Annotated in this window: 4 protein-coding genes and 1 pseudogene; all 5 read left to right on the top strand. The window is 70.2% G+C overall.

Going from position 1 to position 4561, the window contains the following annotated elements; all coding sequences use genetic code 11:
* Positions 1-219, top strand: a pseudogene (locus FFS27_RS28955) (asparaginase); the annotation flags it as partial.
* 214 nt (positions 220-433) lie between these two features.
* Positions 434-1420 (top strand): paerucumarin biosynthesis protein PvcA, encoded by a 987-nt coding sequence (gene pvcA, locus FFS27_RS28945; protein WP_003139453.1) that lies wholly within the window; start codon positions 434-436, stop codon positions 1418-1420.
* 17 nt (positions 1421-1437) lie between these two features.
* Entirely contained in the window at positions 1438-2313 is an 876-nt protein-coding gene (gene pvcB / locus FFS27_RS28940; protein ID WP_034013982.1) for a paerucumarin biosynthesis oxygenase PvcB, read from the top strand.
* 51 nt (positions 2314-2364) lie between these two features.
* Complete coding sequence (gene pvcC, locus FFS27_RS28935; protein ID WP_003089259.1) at positions 2365-3867, top strand: paerucumarin biosynthesis protein PvcC; 1503 nt, start codon at positions 2365-2367, stop codon at positions 3865-3867.
* Entirely contained in the window at positions 3860-4507 is a 648-nt protein-coding gene (pvcD, locus tag FFS27_RS28930) for a paerucumarin biosynthesis heme-binding protein PvcD (protein ID WP_003089261.1), read from the top strand. Before pvcC ends, pvcD begins: the two co-directional genes overlap by 8 nt.
* The last annotated feature ends 54 nt before the right edge of the window (positions 4508-4561 follow it).

The raw sequence follows: 4561 nt of genomic DNA, 5'->3' as shown, positions 1-4561 counted from the left end.
GTGCTGCTCGCCGCGGTCAGCCAGTGCGCCTACGGCCAGGTCGAGTTCGGCGTCTACGCCGCCGGCAGCCGTCTGCGCGACGCCGGCCTGCTCTCGGCTGGCGGAATGACCCGCGAGGCGGCCCTAGGCAAGCTCTTCGGCCTGCTCGGCGCCGGCCTCGGACGCGACGAAGCGCAACGCTGGTTCGCCCTCGACCTGTGCGGCGAGAACGCCGACTGACCGCCCTGCGGCCGCCCGCCGGCGGCCGCTTCCTTCAGCCCTCCCCGCGATACGCGACCACGCCGGCGGCCCGCCCGTGCCCGGCGCCCATCGTCAAGCTTCAGCGAACAGTGTTTCCGGCCTTCCCCGGTTTATCCCCCGGCGGCGAGTCCACAGGATGTCGCCTTCCGCTGCCGGCCCCGCCGGCATCCGCCCACAAGGAGGAAACACCTGCATGTACGCCATCGCCGAAGACACCCTTCCCGCACGCGTATTGAAAGAACTGTTGCTCTATCGCCGCCGTTACCCCGAGCATCGCCAGAGCGCCAGCGAAGCGGACGAGGTCCGCCGCATCGAACAGGTCCAGTTGCCGCGCATCGCCGCCTTCATCGAAGCCGGCGAGCCCATCGAGTTCGTCCTGCCGGCGTTTCCGGCCAAGTCGCCGAACCCCGGCAAGGTCCTCGACAGCCGTCCGGACATGGCCGAGCGCCTGTCGCTGTCGTTCCTCAACCACCTGTGCCAGCGCATCCAGCTGTTCTATGCACCGGGCGCGAAGATCACCGTCTGCTCCGACGGCCGGGTGTTCGGCGACCTGGTGAGGATCGGCGATGCGCACATCAGCGCCTACCAGGATGCCTTGCGCCTGATGATCGAGGAGATCGGCGCCACCCATATCGGCGTGTTCAACCTGGAGGACGTACGCGCCTTCGAGGCCCAGCGCGACAACCACGAGCAGCTCCGCCAGTTGCTGATCGACGGCTACGCCGAGCCGCTGGAAAGCATCCGCGAGACCCTGCTGGCCAGCGAAGAAGGCCTGCTGCTGTACCGCGCCATCACCCGCTTCCTCTACGAGGACGGCCTGACCCCCGACTACCAGGGCTCGAAGACCGCCCTGCAACGCGACGCCAAGGAGCGCGCCTACGGGGTGATCCAGCGCAGCTGGGCCTGGGGCGCGCTGCTGGCCGACCAGTTCCCCCGCGCGATCCGCCTGTCCATCCATCCGCAGCCGGCGGACAGCCTGAAGTTCGGCATCCACATGATGCCGACCCGCGACGACTGGCTGACGCCCTGGCACGGCGTTGCGGTGAACACCGAGGACCGCTTCGTGCTGATGAAGCGCAGCGAGGTGCTGGAACTCGGCGGCGAACTGGTGCAGATCAACGGCCAGCCCAGTCACTACCGCCTGCCGGCCAGGGCCGCCCGGCGCGCCGCCGTGGCCTGAGCCCGAGGAGCCAGACGATGAACGCCTATCTCAGCGATCAACCGGTACGTCTCTCGCCGCTGCGCGACGAACAGGGCAACCAGCCGCGCTTCGGCCTGCTGCTGGAGCCCGGCCGCCCCGGCATGCACGTCGGCGAGCTGCCGGCGCAGTGGCTCAAGGGCCTGGCGCGCAGCCACCACCTGCTGCTCCTGCGCGGCTTCGCCGCCTTCGCCGACGCCGAGAGCCTGACCCGCTACTGCCACGACTTCGGCGAAGTGATGCTGTGGCCGTTCGGCGCGGTGCTCGAGCTGGTGGAACAGGAAGGCGCCGAGGACCACATCTTCGCCAACAACTACGTGCCGCTGCACTGGGACGGCATGTACCTGGAGACGGTGCCGGAATTCCAGGTGTTCCACTGTGTCGACGCGCCCGGCGACAGCGACGGCGGCCGCACCACCTTCAGCTCGACCCCGGCGGCGCTGCAACTGGCCGACAGTAGCGAGCTGGAACTCTGGCGCCGCGCCAGCGGCCGGTACCAGCGCAGCGCGGCGCACTACAGCAGCCGCTCGGCGGCACCGATAGTCGAGCGCCACCCGCGCCGAGAATTCCCCATCCTGCGTTTCTGCGAACCGCCGGTCGAGGGCGACGCCAGCTTCATCAACCCCTCCGAGTTCCACTACGACGACATCGCCCCGGAACAGCGCGGCGAACTGCTCGCCAGCCTGCGCCGCTGCCTGTACCACCCACAGGCGCACTACGCCCACCGCTGGCGCAGCGACGACCTGGTGATCGCCGACAACCTGACCCTGCTGCACGGTCGCGAGGCCTTCGTCCACCGCGCGCCGCGCCACCTGCGGCGGGTGCATATCCACGCCGAGCCGGCGCTGCGCAACCCGCACCTGCAGCGCGACTGACCGCCCCGCCGGCCGTGCGCGCCACGGCCGGCGTCCCGACAAGGAACCAGCATGAGCCATTCCGTCCCCAACGCGCTGATGACCGGCGCCGACTATCTCGACAGCCTGCGCGACGGTCGCCAGGTCTACCTCAACGGCGAACGGGTCGCCGACGTCACCCGGCACAGGGCGTTCCGCAACGCCTGCCGCAGCATCGCCGGGCTCTACGACGGCCTCCACGGCGAGCAGCGCGACGTCCTCACCCGGGTCGATGCCCAGGGCCGCCGCAGCCACCGCTTCTTCACCCCCGCGCAGAACGCCGAGGACCTGCTCGGCGCGCGCGAGGCGATCGGCTGCTGGTCGCGCATGACCTACGGCTTCATGGGGCGTACCCCGGACTACAAGGCGGCGTTCATGTCCGGGCTGGAGGCCGGCGCCGGCTTCTACGGCGACTACCGGCAGAACGCCTGCGCCTGGCACCGCGCCTTCGCCGACCGCGGGCTGTTCCTCAACCACGCGATCATCAATCCGCCGCTGGACCGCAGCAAGGCGATCCACGAGATGCGCGACGTGTTCGTCCACGTCGAACGCGAGACCGACCAGGGCATCGTCGTCAGCGGGGCGAAGATGCTCGCCACCGGCAGCGCCATCACCAACGCCACCTTCGTCGCCCCGGTCGCCTCGGCGCAGATGGAGGCCGGCAAGGCCGAGGACTTCGCCGTTGTGTTCTTCGCCCGCATGGACAACCCCGGCCTGCGCCTGATGTGCCGGCCATCCTACGAGGAGCGCGCGAGCAGCCCCTTCGACTACCCGCTGTCCAGTCGTTTCGACGAGAACGACAGCGTGCTGCTGTTCGACAAGGCGCTGATTCCCTGGGAGGACGTCCTGGTCTACCGCGACCTGCGCCGCGCCACCGGCTTCTATGCCGAGTCGGGCTTCGCCAACCTGTACAACTTCCAGTCCGGCATCCGCCTCGGGGTGAAGCTGGAACTGATGATCGGCCTGCTTTCCCTCGGCGTGCGCGCCAATGGCACCCAGGGCTTCCGCGGGATACAGGCGGCCCTCGGCGAGCTGATCGCCCTGCAGCACCTGCTGCAGGCGCTGACCACCGCCATGGCCCGCGACCCGGAGCGCAACGCCGCCGGTTCGGCGGTGCCGCGCCTGGAGTACGCCAATGCCCTGCGCATCCAGGTGCCGCAGATCTGGAAGCGTGTCCGCGAGTTGCTGGAAAGCGCCCTCGGCGGCGCCCCGCTGGTCACCGTCTCGGGCGCCGCCGACCTGCGCGACGGCGAGGCGCGGCGGCTGGTGGACAGCTACTACCGCGGTGCCGAGCTGGAGCCGGAGCAGCGCCTGAAGCTGTTCAAGCTGATCTGGGACGCCACCGGCAGCGAGTTCGGCGCGCGCCACGCGGTCTATGAGAGCCATTATTCCGGCAATGCCGAGCAGATCCGCCTCGACTCGCTGGCCTGGGCCAGCCGTCGCGGGCACCTGGCCTACTGCGAGGCGATGGTCCAGCGCTGCATGGCCGACTACGACATCCACGGCTGGCTGCGGGGGCCCTGGCAGCATGACTGAGCGTAAACGCTGGCTGGCCGGCTGCCTCTCGGCCCTGCTTTCCCTGCCGCTGGCCGCCGCCGTGCCGGGCCCGGACGCGCCGGCCGACCTGGCGCGCGGCAAGGCGATGGCGCAGAAGATGTGCTCGCGCTGCCACGACGACGACGGCAACGGCGGGCCACGACCGAACCGCAGCTACCCGAAGCTCGCCGGGCTCGACCGGGAATACCTGTACAAGCAGATCTACGACCTCAAGACCCAGCGCCGGCGCAACCCGGCCACCAACGGTCGCGGCGAGGAGCTGAGCGCGGCGGACGTGGTCAACGTCTCCGCCTGGTTCGCCGCCCAGCGCATGAGCGCCGGCGAACAGACCCTGGCCGACCCGGCGCAACGCGAACGCGGTCGCCAGCTCTTCGAGAACGGCCTGGCGCAGCGCGGCGTACCCCCCTGCGTCACCTGCCACGGGCCCGCCGCCCAGGGCCTGGCGGCGCTGAAGGCGCCGCGCCTTGCCGGGCAATGGGCGGAATACCTGGCAACCCAGTTGCACGGCTTCCGCGACGGCAAGCGCGGCAACAGCGCGACCATGCGCGCGGTCGCCGGCGGCCTGGAGGATAGCGACATCCAGGCGCTCGCCGGCTACCTGGGCAGCCTGGGGCCGTAAGGCGAATAACCGCTCGCGGTTATCCGCCGCCTATCCGCGACGCCAGCGGCGGAT

Origin of the sequence: Pseudomonas sp. 2VD (assembly GCF_005503585.1) — a bacterium.
GTDB classification, from domain to species: Bacteria; Pseudomonadota; Gammaproteobacteria; order Pseudomonadales; family Pseudomonadaceae; genus Pseudomonas; species Pseudomonas aeruginosa.
Note: the sequence above shows the minus strand (reverse complement) of the source record. Positions and strands in the feature narration are given on the sequence as shown.